Origin of the sequence: Ruegeria sp. HKCCD7559, assembly GCF_013110575.1 — a bacterium.
Lineage (GTDB): Bacteria > Pseudomonadota > Alphaproteobacteria > Rhodobacterales > Rhodobacteraceae > Ruegeria.
The window spans coordinates 935,385-949,575 of sequence record NZ_WVQU01000001.1 but is presented as its reverse complement, the minus strand read 5'-3'; the positions used below and the strand labels follow the sequence as shown (position 1 = coordinate 949,575).

15 protein-coding genes and 1 tRNA gene are annotated in these 14,191 nt (G+C 59.0%); 8 read left to right on the top strand and 8 right to left on the bottom strand.

The features are described 5' to 3' along the window. Positions 1–243 precede the first annotated feature (243 nt). Positions 244–329, bottom strand: a tRNA-Leu gene (locus GS605_RS04770). Positions 330–476: 147 nt separating this feature from the next. Here GS605_RS04770 and GS605_RS04765 point away from each other — a divergent pair. Both GS605_RS04765 and GS605_RS04760 read left to right on the top strand, forming a co-directional pair. Then, on the top strand, positions 477–1,055 hold the full coding sequence (locus GS605_RS04765) for a YqaA family protein (protein WP_152458071.1): 579 nt from the start codon (positions 477–479) through the stop codon (positions 1,053–1,055). Continuing rightward, entirely contained in the window at positions 1,052–1,522 is a 471-nt protein-coding gene (locus GS605_RS04760; RefSeq protein WP_171723218.1) for a disulfide bond formation protein B, read from the top strand. The genes GS605_RS04765 and GS605_RS04760 overlap by 4 nt, the downstream gene beginning before the upstream one ends. Here GS605_RS04760 and GS605_RS04755 read toward each other — a convergent pair. Beyond that, entirely contained in the window at positions 1,519–2,106 is a 588-nt protein-coding gene (locus GS605_RS04755) for an HNH endonuclease (RefSeq protein ID WP_152458073.1), read from the bottom strand. The two genes, GS605_RS04760 and GS605_RS04755, sit on opposite strands and share 4 nt — an antisense overlap. Before the next feature lie 213 nt (positions 2,107–2,319). Here GS605_RS04755 and GS605_RS04750 point away from each other — a divergent pair, with 213 nt between their 5' ends. Continuing rightward, complete coding sequence (locus GS605_RS04750; protein WP_171632272.1) at positions 2,320–2,925, top strand: rRNA large subunit pseudouridine synthase E; 606 nt, start codon at positions 2,320–2,322, stop codon at positions 2,923–2,925. A gap of 32 nt (positions 2,926–2,957) precedes the next feature. Beyond that, positions 2,958–3,383, top strand: a complete 426-nt coding sequence (locus GS605_RS04745; RefSeq protein ID WP_171632270.1) for a VOC family protein — start codon at positions 2,958–2,960, stop codon at positions 3,381–3,383. Positions 3,384–3,428: 45 nt separating this feature from the next. Here GS605_RS04745 and GS605_RS04740 read toward each other — a convergent pair whose 3' ends face one another. Then, the gene (locus GS605_RS04740; protein ID WP_152458076.1) at positions 3,429–4,094 is read right to left on the bottom strand and encodes an alpha/beta hydrolase; all 666 of its coding nucleotides are present in this window, start codon (positions 4,092–4,094) and stop codon (positions 3,429–3,431) included. After that, positions 4,091–4,723 carry a DNA-3-methyladenine glycosylase gene (locus GS605_RS04735; protein WP_171632267.1) on the bottom strand — a complete coding sequence of 211 codons (633 nt, stop codon included), beginning with the start codon at positions 4,721–4,723 and terminating at the stop codon, positions 4,091–4,093. The genes GS605_RS04740 and GS605_RS04735 overlap by 4 nt, the downstream gene beginning before the upstream one ends. A 97-nt stretch (positions 4,724–4,820) precedes the next feature. Here GS605_RS04735 and GS605_RS04730 point away from each other — a divergent pair, with 97 nt between their 5' ends. After that, positions 4,821–6,047 carry an MFS transporter gene (locus tag GS605_RS04730; RefSeq protein WP_171723217.1) on the top strand — a complete coding sequence of 409 codons (1,227 nt, stop codon included), beginning with the start codon at positions 4,821–4,823 and terminating at the stop codon, positions 6,045–6,047. Here GS605_RS04730 and GS605_RS04725 read toward each other — a convergent pair whose 3' ends face one another. From GS605_RS04725 to cysS, 3 genes are read right to left on the bottom strand one after another with little or no spacing between them, the layout of a single operon-like run. Continuing rightward, a complete protein-coding gene (locus GS605_RS04725) occupies positions 6,048–6,830 on the bottom strand; it encodes a squalene/phytoene synthase family protein (protein WP_171723216.1) in 783 nt (260 codons plus the stop codon). Then, positions 6,827–8,461 (bottom strand): citramalate synthase, encoded by a 1,635-nt coding sequence (gene cimA, locus GS605_RS04720; protein WP_171723215.1) that lies wholly within the window; start codon positions 8,459–8,461, stop codon positions 6,827–6,829. Before cimA ends, GS605_RS04725 begins: the two co-directional genes overlap by 4 nt. Beyond that, positions 8,461–9,858, bottom strand: coding sequence for a cysteine--tRNA ligase (gene cysS / locus GS605_RS04715; protein ID WP_171723214.1), 1,398 nt, complete (start codon positions 9,856–9,858; stop codon positions 8,461–8,463). Before cysS ends, cimA begins: the two co-directional genes overlap by 1 nt. Before the next feature lie 218 nt (positions 9,859–10,076). Between cysS and GS605_RS04710 the strand changes: the two genes are divergently transcribed. Beyond that, on the top strand, positions 10,077–10,421 hold the full coding sequence (locus GS605_RS04710) for an MmcQ/YjbR family DNA-binding protein (RefSeq protein ID WP_171723213.1): 345 nt from the start codon (positions 10,077–10,079) through the stop codon (positions 10,419–10,421). Positions 10,422–10,477: 56 nt separating this feature from the next. After that, a complete protein-coding gene (locus GS605_RS04705; protein WP_171723212.1) occupies positions 10,478–11,665 on the top strand; it encodes a pyridoxal phosphate-dependent aminotransferase in 1,188 nt (395 codons plus the stop codon). A gap of 8 nt (positions 11,666–11,673) precedes the next feature. Here GS605_RS04705 and GS605_RS04700 read toward each other — a convergent pair whose 3' ends face one another. Beyond that, positions 11,674–12,204 carry an outer membrane protein gene (locus GS605_RS04700; RefSeq protein ID WP_253283236.1) on the bottom strand — a complete coding sequence of 177 codons (531 nt, stop codon included), beginning with the start codon at positions 12,202–12,204 and terminating at the stop codon, positions 11,674–11,676. Between the two features lie 401 nt (positions 12,205–12,605). On the opposite strand from GS605_RS04700, the gene GS605_RS04695 reads away from it, so the two are divergent. Next, entirely contained in the window at positions 12,606–14,150 is a 1,545-nt protein-coding gene (locus GS605_RS04695; protein ID WP_171723211.1) for a trimethylamine methyltransferase family protein, read from the top strand. The last annotated feature ends 41 nt before the right edge of the window (positions 14,151–14,191 follow it).

The window sequence follows — 14,191 nt, the reverse complement described above, 5'->3', positions numbered from 1 at the left end:
GGGCAAGTCACGGTTGTACGTTTCGACGAATCTGACAAAGGCACTTCAATACCAACTCGGTTCACGATCCATCCTTGCGGGGACCTGATCACCTGTCTGCTAATGCAGGCCAAGAACGTTGTGGCACTGGTGGCTCGTTACGGAGGACCACAAACAAGAGATGCAGATCAAGTTTGCGGGTCATCACCTTGATCACGGCACCCCGCCCTTGGGACGCACGTTGTTCTTAATTTGTCGGAACTGTGGTGCCCAAGGAGAGACTCGAACTCTCACGCCCGTGAAGGCGGGGGATTTTGAATCCCCTGCGTCTACCATTCCGCCACTTGGGCCACGAACACTGGATTAGCGCCCATCCAAGCGAAGGTCCAGAGGCAAAAACCATCCAATATTCCATTTGTTTCGCCCTCGGCTGTTGACGGTCCATCGGGCGCATGGTTTGGCTGGGTTTCAGACCGAAAACGGGATTTGAGTGCTTTATGTTACGATCGCTTTATGACTGGACCATTCGTCTGGCCGAACACCCTCACGCGCTGTGGGCGCTGGCCATCGTGGCTTTCATCGAAAGTTCGTTCTTCCCGATTCCCCCAGATGTGCTGATGATTCCGATGATTCTGGCCCGCCCGTCCCGGGCATGGCTGATCGCAACCGTGGCACTGGTGGCATCGGTTCTGGGGGGCATGCTGGGCTATGCGATTGGTGCGTTTTTCTATGAAAGCATCGGGCAGCCCATTCTGGAATCCATGGGGAAAGCCCATGCCATGGAAGAATTCAATACCCGGTTCAACGACTTCGGGTTCTGGGCCGTTCTGGCCGCTGGTGTGACCCCCTTCCCCTACAAGGTCATCACCATTATGTCCGGCTGGACCGGCATGCCGCTTGGAACCTTTATCGCGACCTCGATTCTGGCCCGCGCGTTGAGGTTCTTTCTGGTGGCAGGCCTGCTCTGGGGATTCGGTGAGCCGATCCGCGACTTCATCGAAAAGCGCCTGGGGCTAATGTTCACTTTGTTCATCATCCTCCTGTTTGGCGGATTCCTGGTGGTGAAATACTTATGACGAGACGTTCGCAACTTGTCGCAGTGGCAAGTCTTGGATCACTGGCGCTTCTTCTGGCCGCTTTTGGCTTTCAGCATCTCGGCGGGCTTGCGCCGTGCAAGATGTGCATCTGGCAGCGCTATCCTCATGCAGTGGCAATCGCGATTGGCGCCGTGGCGCTGGCATTGCCCAGGCTGACCTTTCTTCCCTTGCTGGGCGCCGCGGCGGCCGCGACGACTTCGGCGGTGGGCGTATTTCACGCCGGCGTTGAACAAGGCTGGTGGGAAGGCCCAAGCAGCTGCACATCCGGCAGCATCAGCGGTCTGTCCGCTGACGATCTGTTCGATCAAATCATGTCCGCGCCTTTGGTGCGATGCGATGATATCCCCTGGGAGATGTTCGGTATCTCGATGGCTGGCTGGAACGCCATTGCTTCTGCCATGCTGGTGCTGATCTGGCTGGCCGCATGGAAATCCCGCGCGGCTTAGAACTCGTCCAGCTCTGCATCCCAGTACAGGAAATCGATCCAGCTTTCATGCAGGTGGTTCGGTGGGAATTTCCGTCCGATATTGCGCAACGCTTCGGCATCGGGCTGACGTGGCGGCTTGCGCAAGGTCATCCGAGCCTGGCGCAGCGACTTTGACCCCTTGCGCAGATTGCACGGGCTGCACGCGGCCACCACGTTCTGCCAACTGGTCACACCACCGGCGGCCCGCGGCACCACATGATCGAAGGTCAGGTTGTCCCGGCTGCCACAGTACTGGCAGCGGAATTCATCCCGCAAAAATAAATTAAAGCGCGTGAAGGCCACGCGCTTTCTGGGTTTTACATAGTCTTTCAAAACAACGACCGAGGGTATTCGGATTTCGGTGCTCGGGCTGCGGACGACCTCGTCATATTCAGCCACGATATCGACCCGATCCAGCCAGGCCGCCTTGATCGCTTCTTGCCAGGGCCACAGTGACAGCGGGTAATAGGACAAGGGGCGATAATCGGCGTTCAAAACCAGGGCCGGGTGTTGTTTGAGCGCACCCGGCTCCCTTACAAATTCGGTTCTGAAGTCTCCGTCCATCACAGAATCGCTCCTCGCTCTCAGCTGCCTGTTTGTGACACCAGAGCGGGGAGCACCCGCCCCGGTCTTTTTATAACTATATATCGTGTTAAAACTCTGACAAGCCCTGATTTTCCACAATATGTCGCAGACGGGGTAACGCGAATCCGTAACAGGCACGTGACAGTTATCCACAGCTTGCACCGGGGGTGACCTTCGGGCTATGCGCAGGTCATGTCCTGGTTCATTCGCTTCAACAAACCTTATGATGTTCTGCCGCAGTTCACGGACCGCGCCAATACGGACGGCCCACGCAGCACGCTGTCCGATTTCATCGATCTTCCCGGCGTCTATCCGGCGGGCAGGCTGGACCGTGACAGTGAAGGTTTGATGCTGCTGACAGATCATGGAAAGTTGCAATCCCAGATCTCTGACCCAAAGCACAAGATGGCCAAAACCTATTGGGTTCAAGTTGAAGGCACCCCCGACGAGGCGGCCCTGAAAACGCTCCGCAACGGGGTCGAATTGAAGGATGGTCTGACCCGCCCAGCCAAGGCCCGCCAGATCGACGAGCCCGAAATGCTTTGGCCGCGCACCCCGCCGATCCGCGAACGCAAGACTGTGCCGGACAGCTGGCTTGAACTGACCATACGTGAGGGCAAAAACCGACAGGTGCGTCGGATGACAGCGGCAGTTGGCCTGCCGACGCTGCGCCTGATCCGGTACCGCATCGGAGACTGGACCCTGGATGATCTTGAGCCCGGGCACTGGGACAGTCTGCCAATGCCGACACTGAGCGCGGCCCCCCAACGCAAGCGCGACCGTCGCCCGCGCCGGTGACAGACCCTGCCCCGATCTGCTAAACTGGGGTCATGAAGAAAACGCCTGACATCCCGGCCCCTTCGGCCATTCTGGAAGCCGCGCTCTATGTTGATGATCTGGACGCGGCAGAACAGTTTTACGGCGAAGTTCTTGGGCTCGAACGCATCCAACGCGTCGCTGACCGCCATGTTTTCTATCGCATCGGCGGATCGGTCCTGCTGATTTTCAATCCCGACCAGACCGAACAACCGCCGCTCGACCCCGGCATGCCGGTTCCGCCCCACGGCGCGCGCGGCCCCGGACATGTGTGTCTTGTGCTGTCACGAGAGGAAATCGCAGTGATGCGCAAACACCTTCTGGATTGGAATATTCCAGTAGATGCCGAGTTTGACTGGCCCGGCGGCGTGCGATCCCTGTATGTGCGCGACCCGGCCGGAAACTCGGTCGAGTTCGCCGAAGCGCACCTTTGGACTTGATCCGGTGCGGAACGCATGGGCGCTCCGCAGATCAGATTCCAAACACTAAAGGCTCAGCTTGTCGCGCATGAAAGCCAGCGCAACGCTCAGCCCATCCGGGGCGATACCGTGCCCGGTGCCTTTCATGACATGGGCATAGACCTCTTTGAAACCCGCAGCTTGCAAGGCTTCGGCCGCTTCCGGCAGGGATTGAGGCGGAACAACGTCGTCAGCGTCGCCATGCACCAGCAAGACAGGCATCCGGCTGACGGTTTCATCCACCAGCAAATCGGGTTCCAGCAAACGGCCTGAAAAGGCTACGATCCCGGCCACGGGATCTTCCCGCCGCGGCGCAACGTGCAAGCTCATCATGGTGCCCTGGCTGAAGCCAAACAACACAACCTGTTCGGGCAGAACATCTTCGTCCACCATCAGCGCGTCCAGAAAGGCGTTGAAGTCCTCGACAGCCATTTCCATGCCCCGGCGGGCTTCTTCTTCGGAAGATCCATCGATCCAGGGAATCGGAAACCACTGATACCCGTTGGGCATTCCGGGGATCTGCTCGGGCGCGTCGGGGGCCACGAACAACGTGTCAGGCAGGTGTTCACCCAGCGGATCGGCCAATCCCAGCAGATCGGCACCGTTTGCGCCATAGCCATGCACGAACACCACGACCGAGCGCGTGTCGCCCGAAACAGGCTCTTTCCGGAGCGCATTCAAAACCCGTGTCATCTGATCCCTTCTCTTTGTTTTGCAACCCGGTAATAGGCCCACAGCACCCGTGCCGCAACCGAACGCCAGGGCGACCAGGCCTCGGCCATATTGCGCAATTTCTTGTCCGTTGGACGTTCAGGCAAGTCATAGAGGATGCGCGCCGCCTCTTGCAGGGCGAGATCACCGGGTGCGATGACATCTGCGCGACCCAGTGAGAACATCGCATAGATTTCGGCTGTCCAGACACCGATTCCCGGAACTTGCGTCAAAGTAGCGACGACATCTGCGTCAGTTGCATCGCGCAGTGCCTTATAGTCGATACGTGCCTCGGCCAGAGCGCGTGCATAACGGATCTTCTGTCGGCTCAACCCAACTGCCCGCAGATCGTCATCCGTTGCCCACAGGATCTTGCGCGGACCGGTCAAGCGGGCATCCTGAAGCCGTTTCCAGATCGCATTGGCCGAAGCCACGCTGACTTGCTGACTGACGATTGCACTCAATAATTGCGCAAACCCATCGGGGCGGCGGCGCAGCGGCAAGGGGCCGGTCTGATCCATCGCATACGCCATGCGCGGACAGGTTTGGGCCAGCCATTCGGCCCCTTCCGCCACACAGTCCGATGTTTCGATGATGCGGCCTGCGGGCATGCGGCCTCCCTGCTCTGTTATTTCGGGCAGGTTAGGCGCATGTGACGCAGATGCAACCCGCTTGTGCCGTAAACACTTAGCCGATAACCATTCGCCCATGACCATGATTTCAACCCTTCCGGACGACCGGCAGGCCAAACGCAATGTGGCAGTGCTGGTGGCTGCCCAAGCCATCCTGGGTGCGCAGATGCCGATGATGTTCATCGTTGGCGGGCTTGCAGGTCAATCGCTGGCCTCGAACCCTTGCCTGGCGACGCTGCCGATATCCCTGATCGTTCTGGGATCGATGCTGGCAGCCACGCCGATCTCGGCCATCATGCAAAAATGGGGCCGTCGCGTGGGGTTCCTTGTCGGGGCAACCGCCGGTGCACTGGGCGGGCTGATCGGGGCCTATGGCCTGTTTCTGGGCTCGTTCCCCATTTTTCTTGTCGGCAGCCTGCTGACCGGCATCTACATGAGCGCACACGGGTTCTATCGCTTTGCGGCAGCAGACACCGCGTCAAACGACTACCGCCCAAAAGCGATTTCATACGTGATGGCCGGTGGGCTGGCGGCCGCCATCATCGGGCCTCAGATTGTGAAACTTACGTCTGAAGCTTACGTCATCCCTTTTTTGGGAACATATATGGCCGTAATCGGGATCAACGTTCTGGGCTCGGCGCTGTTCTTCTTTCTCGACATTCCGACGCCTGCGAAACGTGCGGCCGATGAACCCAAGGGGCGGTCACGGATCAAGTTGTTGAAAACACCCCGCATCGCCGTCGCGATCATCTGTGCCATGGTGTCTTATGCGTTGATGAATCTGGTGATGACCTCGACGCCGCTTGCCGTTGTCGGATGTGGATTTTCTGCCAATGACGCAGCGGATATCGTGACCAGTCACGTGCTGGCAATGTATGCCCCCAGCTTCTTCACCGGGCACCTGATTGCCCGGTTTGGCGTTGAGAAGATCGTCGCTCTGGGTTTGGCCATACTTGCCGCATCAGGGGTGGTTGCGCTGCAAGGCATTGAATTGGGTAACTTTTTTGTCGCCCTTGTTCTTCTGGGCATTGGTTGGAATTTCGGATTCATCGGCGCGACCACGATGCTGGCCGCGTCGCATGAACCGCATGAACGCGGACGGATGCAGGGCCTCAACGACCTATTGGTGTTTGGCGGTGTGACATTGGCATCGCTGGCCTCGGGCGGGTTGATGAACTGCTCGGGCGGATCCGCGATCGAGGGGTGGAACGCCGTCAACCTTGCCATGATCCCCTTGCTGACACTGGCAGGTGGCGCATTGCTGTGGCTGGTTTTGCGCCCGGCCGATCCCGAAAGGGTCTGATCACCAGCGCCCGCTGCCGACGGTCCACATCAGGGACAGTCGCTGACGCATTTCGCCTGGTTCCAGCGCTCCAGCCGCCACCCGCTTGGGTTGGGCGATGGCCTGCTTAAGCACCCGTTCCGCCAACCAACCTGCATACAGCGCGGGACGCGCCTCAGGTGCGATGTCGGCCCGGTTTGATCGCGCCTTGCGCAATCGGTCCAAAGCGGATTGGGCCAGTTGCTGAACGCCACCCGTCGACCCATTAAGCAAAGGTACGCGACCCCGCTTTTCCAGTTCGGGAATGGCGCGGAACCAATTTGCCACACCGACTCCGTACCCGAAATCGCGCAACACGCTTTCATCCGCCGCACCCAGCGCTTGCGCCGAGGCGACGAAAAGAGATCCGGAACTGTGGTTGATATAGGCGTCAAAATGTTCCTGATCCTCGAACGGATCCCGGTATATATCCCAACGTCTTACGGCAACAAATTCATCCAGAACGCCTGCCAGATGCGGCGACAGGACCCGCGACAAAGGCGTCACCACCTCGTGCCGCCGCACCGCGGCCCCTTCTGCAATCTCCTGCAACGCGTCGCGCCACCATTGCAGCCGCATTTCGGCAATCATGGCCTCTTGCGTCACCCATGGCGCGCGGGCGACTTCAACATTCAACGCATAGATCGGAAACAAAACCACGCGGGTCGCGACCGGAGCAGCCATCGTCGCGCGGAACCGATCAGGATCCGCACGCTGTACCAGCGCGGCGCAGGCTTTGACATCATCGTCGAAGGTCCCACTCACTCGGCCGCTGCCTTTTGCGGATCGCAATCACGGACCAGTTTCCACTGGATCGCATCCAGCAGCGCCTCAAAGGACGCATCAACTATGTTCGCACTAACACCCACCGTCGACCAGCGCCGCCCCTGACCGTCTTCGCTGTCGATGATGACGCGGGTCACCGCTTCGGTCCCGCCCTGGGTGATACGGACCTTGAAATCGACAAGGCGCATGTCTGACAAAACCTGCGAGTATTGTCCCAAATCCTTCGCCAGCGCCTTGGCCAGCGCGTTCACAGGCCCCCTGTCGTTTCCGGAGTCGTCCATGGACTCGCTGACCGACAGTTTCTTTTCACCGTCCACTTTGACCACGACGACAGCCTCGGACAGGCTGACCATCTTGTTGTATTTGTTCTTCCGACGCTCAACAGTGACCTTGTAGCGTTTGACCTCGAAGAACTCAGGCAGTTGCCCCAGTTCATCCCGCGCCAACAGTTCGAAACTGGCCTGCGCGGTGTCGTAGGAATACCCAACCGCTTCACGATCCTTGATCCGCTCAAGGATGCGGCCCAATGCGGGATCACCGGCTTTGACGCTCAGCCCCGCCTCGGTCAGGCGTTTGCGCAGGTTCGACTGACCCGCCTGGTTCGACATCGGAATGATACGTTCATTGCCTATGCTCGCAGGGTCCACATGTTCGTAAGTCGACGGGTCCTTAAGGATCGCGCTGGCGTGCAACCCCGCCTTATGCGCAAAAGCCGACGCGCCCACATACGCCGCCTGCTTGCTGGGAACGCGGTTCAGGACATCGTCCAACATGCGGCTGATGCGGGTCAGCCTGGCCAGCGCATCAAGGCTGACGCCGGTTTCGAACTGCGAGGCGTAGGGTTCTTTCAGCAGCAATGTCGGGATCAGCGCCGTCAGGTTTGCGTTGCCGCAGCGTTCCCCCAGACCATTCAGCGTTCCCTGAATTTGCCGCGCACCTGCTTCGACCGCCGCCAGAGAACAGGCCACTGCGTTCTCGGTATCGTTATGGGTGTGAATACCCAACCGTTCACCCGGCAGGCCGGCCGCGATCACTTCGGACACGATCCGCCCGACCTCGGACGGCAACGCGCCGCCGTTGGTGTCACACAGCACAACCCATCGCGCGCCCGCCTCCAGCGCGGCCCGGCAAACTTGTGTCGCGTATTCGGGGTTGTCCTTGTACCCGTCAAAGAAATGTTCGGCATCGAACAGAGCCTCGCGCCCTTGCGCCACGATATGCGCGACCGAAGCACGAACGTTTTCCGTGTTCTCTTCAAGCGAAATGCCAAGCGCATGGGTCACGTGATAATCATGTGACTTGCCAACCAGACAAACGGCCTGCGTACCCGCATTCATCACCGCAGCCAGCACATCGTCATTCTCGGCCGAGCGCCCTGCCCGTTTGGTCATGCCAAAGGCCGTCAACCGGGCCGCGGTCTTTGGCGCCGCCTCGAAAAACGCGCTGTCGGTGGGGTTGGCACCTGGCCAACCGCCTTCGATGTAATCCACCCCCAATGCGTCCAGCGCCTGTGCGATCTGCACCTTTTCGGCGGTCGAGAACTGAACGCCCTGGGTCTGCTGCCCGTCACGCAGGGTCGTGTCGTAAAGATAGAGGCGTTCTTTGGTCATCAGACCTCCTCCAGCTTGGCAGCATCAAAACCGGCGCCCGGCACCAGTTCAACACCTTCCTTGCTCATTCGCACCTCAAGCCCCGCCGCAACATACGCCGCCTTGAGGCGATCGACCTCCGAGAAATCCTTGTTTTCCATTGCAGATACGCGCGCCTTTGCCAAGCGATCTGCATGGGCCGACAGATCGACCTGCGGCGTCTGAGCCCACGACGGGACATCGTTGCCCAACAATCCCAAAAATTGCAGCGAATGCCGCAACCCCACGACATCGTCAGCGATGGATAACTGGTGGAGTTCGGCGATGGCACCGGCTGTGTTCAGGTCGTCGGCCAAAAAGTTAACGATTTGAGGATGCGGCTCGCCATAACCAACCCCTTGCGCGGCCTGCGCGTAGAATTTGCGCAAGGTTCGCTCCGCTTCACGGGCCTTTTTTTCAGTCCAATCCATCGGCTTGCGGTAATGCGTCTGCAAAAAGACAAACCGGATCACTTCACCCGGCACGCCTTGCTCCAACAGATCGTGCACTGTGAAGAAATTGCCCAGAGATTTGGACATTTTCTTACCTTCGACCTGCAGCATCTCATTGTGCAACCAGTATCGAGCGAACTCACCTTCCGGGTGCGCGCAGCAGCTCTGGGCAATCTCATTCTCGTGGTGCGGGAACATCAGGTCGTTGCCGCCACCATGGATATCAAAACTCTTACCCAGCAACTCATAGCTCATGGCCGAGCATTCGATGTGCCAGCCCGGACGTCCCCGCCCCCATGGGCTGTCCCATCCCGGCAGTTCATCGGTCGAGGGTTTCCACAGAACGAAATCCATCGGGTTCTTCTTGTAGGGCGCCACCTCGACCCGCGCGCCGGCGATCATGTCATCCACCGAGCGCCCCGATAGCTTGCCATAGCTTTCTTTCCAGCTATCCACCGCAAACAGAACATGACCTTCGGCGGCATAGGCATGGCCCTTGGCGATCAGGTCTTCGATCATCGCAATCATCTGTGCGATGAACTGGGTCGCACGCGGCATCTCGTTCGGCTCCAACGTGCCCAAAGCGCCCATATCATGCAGGTACCAGCCGATGGTTTCATCCGACCGTTGCTGCACCAGTTGCTCCAGCGTGCCTTCCGCGCCCGCCTGTTTGCGGGCCAGCGCGGTGGCGTTGATCTTGTCGTCCACGTCGGTGAAATTGCGCACATAGGTCACGCGCTCTGCGCCATAGACGTGGCGCAACAGACGATAAAGAACGTCGAACACGACCACCGGGCGGGCATTGCCCAGATGGGCGCGGTCATAGACCGTCGGACCACAGACATACATCCGCACGTTGTCAGGGTCGATCGGTACGAAATCTTCCTTCGTCCGCGTCCGCGTGTTGTGCAGCTTGATCGTCGTCATCGGTCGGGCTCCTAGAAAACAGCAAAGGCTTGCGCGTTGGCGCGGGCTTAGCAACTTGTCTCAGGGATGAAAACGAAAGAAACCGGCCCGCTTGATAAATCAGCAGGTAATGCAGCAGATAATGATGCAGGTCACCGGGTTCATGCCCCTCGGTTAGCACGGGATTCCCGCCAAGCCAAGCGTTGAGTTTGATCACCCGGTCCGGCAGAGTGCCCGTCATGGATCGAGACCTCATCAATTCCATCTGCAAGGAATTTCCCGGTGCAGAACTGTCAGACCCATGGGGCGGCGGTCATGACGCGTGGAAAGTTGGCGGCAAGATGTTTGCCTGTATCGGAATTGCAAATGACGGTGTTTCCGTCAAAACGCCCGACGTGGAAACGGCTCAGATGCTGATTGATGCCGGTGTCGCGGTGAAAGCCCCCTATTTTCACCGCAGCTGGGTCCGCCTGCCGTTTGATGCCGAGACCGAGGAGCTGCGCCATCGTTTGACGGCCTCCTATGACCTCGTGCGCGCATCGCTGACAAAAAAGCTTCAGGCAACGCTGGCGCCGCGAAGCTGATTGACAAACGGCCACTGCTCTGCCCCATTCAGCGCAAAGCAACCAGGGGCGATTTCATGAGATTGTCTGAACGCATCACGCAGATCACCGGCGGCGGCAGCGATGGCTGGGACGTGTTCTACCGCGCCCGCCGGATGTTGAACGAAGGACAAGCCGTAACCGAATTGACGATCGGTGAACATGACACCCGAACCGACCCTTCGATTCTTCGGGCGATGGAGCTGTCGGCCCGCAACGGCCATACAGGTTACGCGATGGTACCCGGCACGGACCTGCTGCGCGACACGGTCGCCGCGCGGGTTCAGACCCGCACTGGCGTTCCGACCTCTCGGAACAATGTTCTGGTCACCCCCGGCGGGCAAGCCGCCCTGTTCGCGGCACATATGGCCGTTTGCGATCCCGGTGATGTCGGATTGTATCTCGACCCGTACTACGCCACCTACCCCGGCACGATTCGGGGTGTTGGCGCCGTCGCCCGCGCGGTTCAAACCGCCGCTGACGACGCTTTCCAGCCCCAGGCCGAGCGGATCGATGCCGCTGCTGAAGGCGCGGTTTCGCTGTTGATCAACACGCCGAACAATCCGACCGGCGTGGTCTATTCCCGTCAATCGCTCGAGGCGGTCGCTGACGTGTGCAAGCGACGCGATCTTTGGCTGATCTCGGATGAGGTATACGACACGCAGGTCTGGGACGGTGAACATCTTTCTCCGCGTGCGCTGCCCGACATGGCAGAGCGAACGCTTGTGGTTGGATCCATGTCCAAGTCCCACGCCATGACGGGGTCTCGGTGTGGATGGGTCGTCGCCCCCGAAGAGGTCATCGCCCATCTGATCAATCTGGCGACCCACACCACCTACGGCGTTCCCGGGTTCGTGCAGGACGCGTCGAGTTTTGCGCTGACCGCGGGTGTTGAACTTGAAGAAAAAATCGCCGCTCCGTTCCGCCGCCGCCGATCCTTGGCCATGGATATTCTAGCCTCGCAAAACATCGTCGGCCTCGTCCCCGCGCAGGGCGCCATGTATCTGATGCTGGATATCCGCGCGACCGGGATGTCGGGGGACGCGTTTGCCAACGCGCTGCTGGACGCACACAAGATTGCCGTCATGCCCGGCGAAAGCTTCGGCAAGGCCGCTGCCGGGCACATACGGGTGGCCATGACCGTGGCGGATGAACGTTTTGCAGATGCGCTGAAAACGCTGTGCGAATTCGCGTCGCAACTTGCGAGGAAGCACGCAGCTGAATAAGCCTGTTGTCAGAAACGGAACGTTGTGCGCAGGTTGAAGACGTTGGAATCCAAACCACCGGTGGATCGGGTAACATCATCGAAATCTTGCCGCAACGCCTCGCCACTTATGACAAAATTGTCGCCAATCGGATAAGCGATGCCTATCCCGTAAACAGCGGCGGTATCGCTGTCGACGGATGTTTCGGCCCGTGCCGCGCCAACGACGACATACCCCAGCGCGCTGCCGAAATCGTACCCGCCACGCAGTTTCAATCGGGTCATGCTGTCCAGACTGCCCTGAGACTGGCTGAGGTTCAGGGAAAGGCGGTTGTATTCAAGTTCACCGCCCAGAACGAAAGCCCCGAAATCCCGATCATAGCCTACATGCGCACCAAAGGCGTTGTCGTCCCCGCTTGATCCACCCGGTCCATCCGCATCGCCATACCCAAAGCTGAGCCCAACGTACCCCCCTGTCCAATCCTCTGCCAAAACCGGGCTGGCGTTGGCCGTCAGAGCCACGACAATCAGGACAGAAAAAAGTTCAAAAGTCTGTTTCAACGCGATTTCACTCGGGCTTCAGATCATGTGTTAACTTACAATTCAACTGGGATCGCTTTTGTCAGAGTTCAATTCCTTGCACGCAAAGCTCAAGAGTAAGTGAATGCAGTATAACAGATTTCTGTCCTCGAGGGAGAAAATCTGCCTCAGAATTCCGTCAGAGGTTTGTTGGGCAGATATTTGCTGAAGTAAATTCCGTTGAGGTCGCAAACAGAACAGATTGCGTCGCCGTGTTTTGGAATTGTTGCGCCAAACGTTGAGAGGCGGAATGACTGACCACGACTGGAAAATCAGCCTGATCAGCCGCACCATTGGTGCGGACCGGGGACGTGCAGCGAGAGGACGGCCGTAAGCGGCCATTTGCCAGTTCCCCAAACATCTCTCACAGATCGGAAATAGAAATGAACGACCAATCCCGCAACACATCGCGCAGCGGCGGTCGCGCTGCGCGTCGCGCTGCCCGTGCAACCGCATTGCCTGAACATCTGCGCCCCGTGCGCCCCGGTATGGAAGGCGGTGTCTTGAATGTCCTGACCCAAGCACAGATCGAACGTATCCACGAGGCCGCCCTGACCGCATTGGAAACAATTGGTCTGGCGGACGCGCCGCAAAACGGGATCGACTATCTGGTTGGTGCAGGCTGCGCATTGGGCGACGATGGCCGCGTCCGCTTTCCCCGTGCGCTTGTCGAAGACACGATCGCAAAGGCGAACCGCAATGTCACTTTGTACAGCCGTGACGGGAAAACCGATCTGGACCTGACAGGTACAAAAGTACATTACGGCACGGCTGGTGCAGCCGTTTCAATGGTCGACGTGCATGGTCGCGAGTATCGCGATTCAACCGTTCAGGATTTGCACGATGCCGCACGTATCTGCCAACAGCTTGACAATATTCACTTTGTTCAGCGCCCCATGGTCTGTCGCGACATCACGGACAACCTGGAAATGGACCTGAACACGATCTACGCCAGCTGTTCAGGAACATTCAAACACGTCGGCACATCCTTCACGGAACCCAGCCACGTCGCCCCCGCGATGGAGATGATCTATATGATCGCGGGCGGCGAAGATAAATATCGCGAGCGACCATTTGTGTCGAACTCGAACTGCTTCGTCGTCCCACCGATGAAATTCGCCACTGAAAGCTGCGAAGTGATGGAGGAATGCATCAAGGCCGGAATGCCGGTTCTGTTGCTGTCAGCCGGAATGGCCGGCGCCACCGCGCCATCAACCATCGCCGGAGCAATCGCCCAGGCCACGGCGGAATGCCTTGCGGGATTGGTTTATGTAAACGCCGTAAGTCCCGGCGCGCCCGCAGTTTTCGGCACCTGGCCCTTTGGTCTTGATCTACGGACCGGCGCAATGTCCATCGGTTCCGGCGAACAAGCCCTGCTGACGGCAGGCTGCGCCCAGATGCACCGTTTCTACGACTTGCCGGGGGGCGCGGCAGCCGGCGCATCAGATTCGAAGCTGCCCGACATGCAGGCCGGGTGGGAACAGATGTGCTCGAACGTGATGGCCGGGCTGTCCGGTCTGAACATGGTTTATGAAGCCGCTGGCATGCACGCCTCGCTGCTGGGGTTCTGCTTTGAAAGCCTCATCCTCAGCGACGACCTGATCGGTCAGGCGCAGCGCTGTGTGCGCGGGATCGAAGTGACCGATGAAACCCTGGCGTTGGATCAGATCGCATCCGTATGCATGGGCGGCCCCGGTCATTATCTGGGCACCGATGCGACCCTCAGCCGGATGCAGGCCGACTATGTCTATCCGACCTTTGGTGACCGCTCTTCCCCCAAGGAATGGGTGGAGCTTGGCAAACCGGATCTGGTTGAAAAGGCAGTGGCCCGAAAGAATGAGATCCTGTCCACCCCGTCGGCGGCCCGGTTCGACCCGGTTCTGGATGCTGAGATTCGAGAAAAATTCAACATTCACTTGCCGTTATAGCATCAGAAAAAGCGGCCCGATGAGTGTCGGGCCGCCCTTTC

Excerpts from the sequence above, each read along its gene's own strand:
- GS605_RS04765 (WP_152458071.1), top strand. The coding sequence starts at position 477 with ATGTTACGATCGCTTTATGACTGGACCATTCGTCTGGCCGAACACCCT.
- GS605_RS04760 (WP_171723218.1), top strand. The coding sequence starts at position 1,052 with ATGACGAGACGTTCGCAACTTGTCGCAGTGGCAAGTCTTGGATCACTG.
- GS605_RS04755 (WP_152458073.1), bottom strand. The coding sequence starts at position 2,106 with ATGGACGGAGACTTCAGAACCGAATTTGTAAGGGAGCCGGGTGCGCTC.
- GS605_RS04750 (WP_171632272.1), top strand. The coding sequence starts at position 2,320 with ATGTCCTGGTTCATTCGCTTCAACAAACCTTATGATGTTCTGCCGCAG.
- GS605_RS04745 (WP_171632270.1), top strand. The coding sequence starts at position 2,958 with ATGAAGAAAACGCCTGACATCCCGGCCCCTTCGGCCATTCTGGAAGCC.
- GS605_RS04740 (WP_152458076.1), bottom strand. The coding sequence starts at position 4,094 with ATGACACGGGTTTTGAATGCGCTCCGGAAAGAGCCTGTTTCGGGCGAC.
- GS605_RS04735 (WP_171632267.1), bottom strand. The coding sequence starts at position 4,723 with ATGCCCGCAGGCCGCATCATCGAAACATCGGACTGTGTGGCGGAAGGG.
- GS605_RS04730 (WP_171723217.1), top strand. The coding sequence starts at position 4,821 with ATGACCATGATTTCAACCCTTCCGGACGACCGGCAGGCCAAACGCAAT.
- cimA (WP_171723215.1), bottom strand. The coding sequence starts at position 8,461 with ATGACCAAAGAACGCCTCTATCTTTACGACACGACCCTGCGTGACGGG.
- cysS (WP_171723214.1), bottom strand. The coding sequence starts at position 9,858 with ATGACGACGATCAAGCTGCACAACACGCGGACGCGGACGAAGGAAGAT.
- GS605_RS04710 (WP_171723213.1), top strand. The coding sequence starts at position 10,077 with ATGGATCGAGACCTCATCAATTCCATCTGCAAGGAATTTCCCGGTGCA.
- GS605_RS04705 (WP_171723212.1), top strand. The coding sequence starts at position 10,478 with ATGAGATTGTCTGAACGCATCACGCAGATCACCGGCGGCGGCAGCGAT.
- GS605_RS04695 (WP_171723211.1), top strand. The coding sequence starts at position 12,606 with ATGAACGACCAATCCCGCAACACATCGCGCAGCGGCGGTCGCGCTGCG.